General features: G+C 47.1%; 4 protein-coding genes. All 4 read left to right on the top strand.

All coding sequences use genetic code 11. The features are described 5' to 3' along the window. Window positions 1–965: phage tail sheath family protein (locus ACFIL2_RS06795; protein WP_375680232.1), on the top strand; the 965-nt coding region annotated here is incomplete at its 5' end. After that, window positions 962–1,480, top strand: coding sequence for a phage major tail tube protein (locus ACFIL2_RS06790; RefSeq protein ID WP_375680231.1), 519 nt, complete (start codon window positions 962–964; stop codon window positions 1,478–1,480). The genes ACFIL2_RS06795 and ACFIL2_RS06790, both read left to right, overlap by 4 nt. A gap of 9 nt (window positions 1,481–1,489) precedes the next feature. Then, entirely contained in the window at window positions 1,490–1,903 is a 414-nt protein-coding gene (locus ACFIL2_RS06785) for a hypothetical protein (RefSeq protein ID WP_375680230.1), read from the top strand. A 131-nt stretch (window positions 1,904–2,034) separates the two neighbouring features. Beyond that, on the top strand, window positions 2,035–3,562 hold a 1,528-nt coding region (locus ACFIL2_RS06780), incomplete at its 3' end, for a phage tail tape measure protein (protein WP_375680229.1).

Here is a 3,562-nt window from a genome sequence, read left to right as displayed (position 1 = left end):
TGACCGGTGTGCATGCCTTGGCTCATGCGCGGGGGCATTTGGGTGTGGAACCTGGAATTCTCTTAGCACCGGCTTATAGTGCAGGGCGGATTGACAATGGCAAAAACCCTGTGGCAGACGCTTTGGAACAGGTTGCAGAAAAGCTACAAGCCATTGCTGTGTTTGATACGGGAGGTAAAAACACGCAAGAAAGCCTTGCTTATCGTGCAGATTTTTCCTCACGCTTTTGTTATTTGATTGATCCCTTTGTACGGGTGGCAAATGGTGATGGGGGTGTTAGTGTTAAACCCGCAAGTCCTTTTGCAGCAGCCATGTTTATCAAGCGGGACAAGCAAAGGGGCGGTGTTTTTTGGTCTCCTTCCAACCAAGATGTGCATGGCATTTTAGGGACAGCACGCCCCATTAGCTATTTTGATGGGGAAATTGATCATGAGGCAAACCGTCTCAATAAAGCCGATATTGCTACCTTTATTCCCGCGCGCCTTAGTCAAAATGGGCAGGGAGAAGTAGCTTCCAATGGGCGCATTTTATGGGGCAACCATACCACCTCTAGTGATCCGCTTTGGCGTTTTGTCAATGTGGTGCGCACCCGTGCGGCACTGGAAAAAACCATCATCAATAATTTGCGCCCTTGGGCCAATGATGAAAACCTGACCGGTCAACATGTTATTGCCATTACCCGCTCTTTGACCAGCTTTCTTGATGATATGATTGCACGCGGTGCACTGCTTGGTGGGCGGGTTTGGTTTGACCGTGATTTAAATTCCAACAGCAATTTACAACTGGGGAAATTGCGGGTGGAATTTGATGCAGAAGAAGTGCCGCCTCTAGAAGATTTAAGCTTTGGCAGCCGGCGCAATGGAGCTTACTTTAATCGGCTTGCTGAAGATATCCAAAATAAAATGATTTATGCCTTTGGCGATACGCTAGAGGGTTATCGCAAAGCAGCAAGGAGCGACATATGACTTTAAGAATTGTTCGCGGTTTTACCCTGATTGTTGATGATGATGTGAATCTTCATCTTGATCTTGAAACCCTCAAATTGCCTACATTAGAAGAAATCACCGAAACCTATCAACCAGGGGGCTCTGATATGCAGATTGATGTGAGCGGTCTTGGTGTGAAAGCTTTGAGCATGCAAATGAAAATCCGCAGCCATACCCCTGAGGTCATCGGTATTTTTGGTGGTCCCCCTGGTCTTCGTCATAAATTCACAGGCAAAAAACATGTGATCTCTGAAGAAGATGGGCGTGAGCATGAACATTCCATTGATGTGACAGGGCGGTTGGTCAAAGTCGATAGCGAAGGCTTAACAGCTGGAAAAGCGACAGGTTATGATTGCGAGATCAAAAATATTTGGGACTATACAGAATTTTGGGATGGTTCTGTTTTGCATCGCTTTTCGTTTAAACGGGGCGGTTGGCTTGTGCGCAACGGGCAAGAGATTGGTGGACGTCGCCGCTCTATTCTCAATTTATAGGAATTGATCATGACAAGTTTACAAACCAGCATTGACGTGGAATTGCAGGTTCCGCTTCCTTATCAGGATAAAGGAGGCAAAGAATCTCTCTGCAAGAAACTGACCTTTTATCGCCCAAACTTCAAGCAAGCACGCCAATTAGCGGTGTTGATTGGACCGCAGTTGGTAGAGCTCGTTCTGCCCGCTGTAGAAGAGGATAAAACAACATTGGGCAATGATGTTCTTGTTCTTAAGCTTTGTGAGGCTTTATTTACCCATGAGGCTATGGAAGGAATAGCCGTGCTTTTAGCCGATATGTCTCATGAAACGGTTGAATTGATTAATCGTCTTGATGTTGTTGACATTATGGCTGTTTTCAAGGCTTTTTTTGCTTTTTTTCCGCAACTCCAATCCTCTCTGCCAGACAATTTGGGGCAGAGCTAGCCCTTTATTATCACTGGGCGCCTTCAGAAATTAACCAGATGGATTGGCTGGATGTGATTGCTTATCGAGAAGAACTCGCACGCTTTAAAGCCCAAGAATATGAAAGTCATCAGTTAGGATAAGAGACGATCATGGATGTTTCCCTTGTTGTGCGTTTTGTCAATCATCTGCAAGAGGGGATAGCTTCTGCCAAGCGGGATCTTGCAGCCTTTAGTAGCGATATTGCGCATTTCCAAAACAAGACAAGGCAGCATTTTAAAGGGTGGTTTGACCCTGAACATTTAAGCCAAGCTACAGCCAATGCGGAAAATGCTTTCAATCATGCACGCGGGCGTATGGTGGGTGCCATTGCGCAAACCGCAACCTTAATTGCACCGCTCTATAAAGCCATGCAATTTGACCAATCGATGAAAGGCTTGGAAAAGGTTCTCGATGCGCCTCTTCATCGCTTAAAGGAATTGCGCCATTTTGCGCTTGAAACTTCCACTAAGATTCCGCTAGCGGCACGTGAAGTTTTAGAACTGATGACCAGTGCTAGCCAAGCAGGGATTGGCGAACAAGATCTGGAAGCTTTTAGCATTTATGCCGCTAAAGCAGCTGTTGCTTTTGATATGACGGGGGATCAGATTGGGGAGCGTTTTGCCAAGTTGCGCAATGTCTTTAAGCTTAATCAAGCAGGCATTGAAGATCTAGGCGATGCTATCAATCATCTCTCTAATCACATGGCGGCAAAGGCCAGTGAAGTGTCTGATTTTACCAATCGTGCTACCGGTGCGGCAACCATGTTTAAGCTCACCGCGCGGGAAACAGCAGCTTTTGGCACGGCGATGATTTCTGCTGGGATTGTTCCAGAGAGTGCCGCGCGTGGCTTTAATGCCATGAGTGCCCGTATTCAGGCAGGAGGCAAGCATATTGAAGATGCTTTTGCCAATATCGGGCTTTCTCGCGAAAAATTTATGCAAGATCTCGACAAAGATGCCACCGGTACCTTGGTGCGCTTTTTTGATGTTTTAGCGAAATCTGAACAGGGGATGCGCTCGCTGATTGCCATTGCTGGGCGCGATTTTACTGGTGATTTTGCCAAATTGGTGGGTAACCCCGAATTGTTAGGGCAAGCTTTAGATTATGTGAAAGATCCACAAGTCTTTAAAGGCTCCGTAGAACAAGAAGCCGACAAACAAGCAACCGGCGCCATGCGGCAATTTGAACTCTTACAAAACCGCATTGTGGCTTTGGGCATTACCATTGGTGAAGTGCTTCTGCCCCCCCTCAACAGTCTCATGGAAACTGTTGGTAATTTTACCAATGGGCTTATGGCGTGGGCGAATGCTCATCCCACTTTAACAAGCGCCATTATCAAAACCATTGCTGCCCTTATGGCTTTTAATATTGCTTTACGGGTTTTGCGTTTTACCCTCGCTGGCACACGCCTTGGCTTGCTACAGTTGATAGGCTCTTTGATCAAACTTAGAGTACTCAGTCGTGGTGTTGCTGCAAGCTGGCGGGGCTTAGCAGCTGCAGGGCGCTCGCTGGGCTTGCTAACCGCGGGTCTTGGGGCAAGTTCACTCCGACTCTTACGCCCAATGACTTTACTTGTGGCGGCGTTTCGCGGCGTTATGATCTCAGGAAGTGCATTTGCTGCCTCTTTTGGTTGGATCG

Source organism: Bartonella sp. AP30XZML, from assembly GCF_042195945.1.
Taxonomy (GTDB): Bacteria; Pseudomonadota; Alphaproteobacteria; order Rhizobiales; family Rhizobiaceae; genus Bartonella.
This window is presented reverse-complemented; position numbering and strand designations above follow the sequence as displayed.

Coding starts and splice junctions, on each gene's coding strand:
- ACFIL2_RS06790 (WP_375680231.1), top strand. CDS start 962: ATGACTTTAAGAATTGTTCGCGGTTTTACCCTGATTGTTGATGATGAT.
- ACFIL2_RS06785 (WP_375680230.1), top strand. CDS start 1,490: ATGACAAGTTTACAAACCAGCATTGACGTGGAATTGCAGGTTCCGCTT.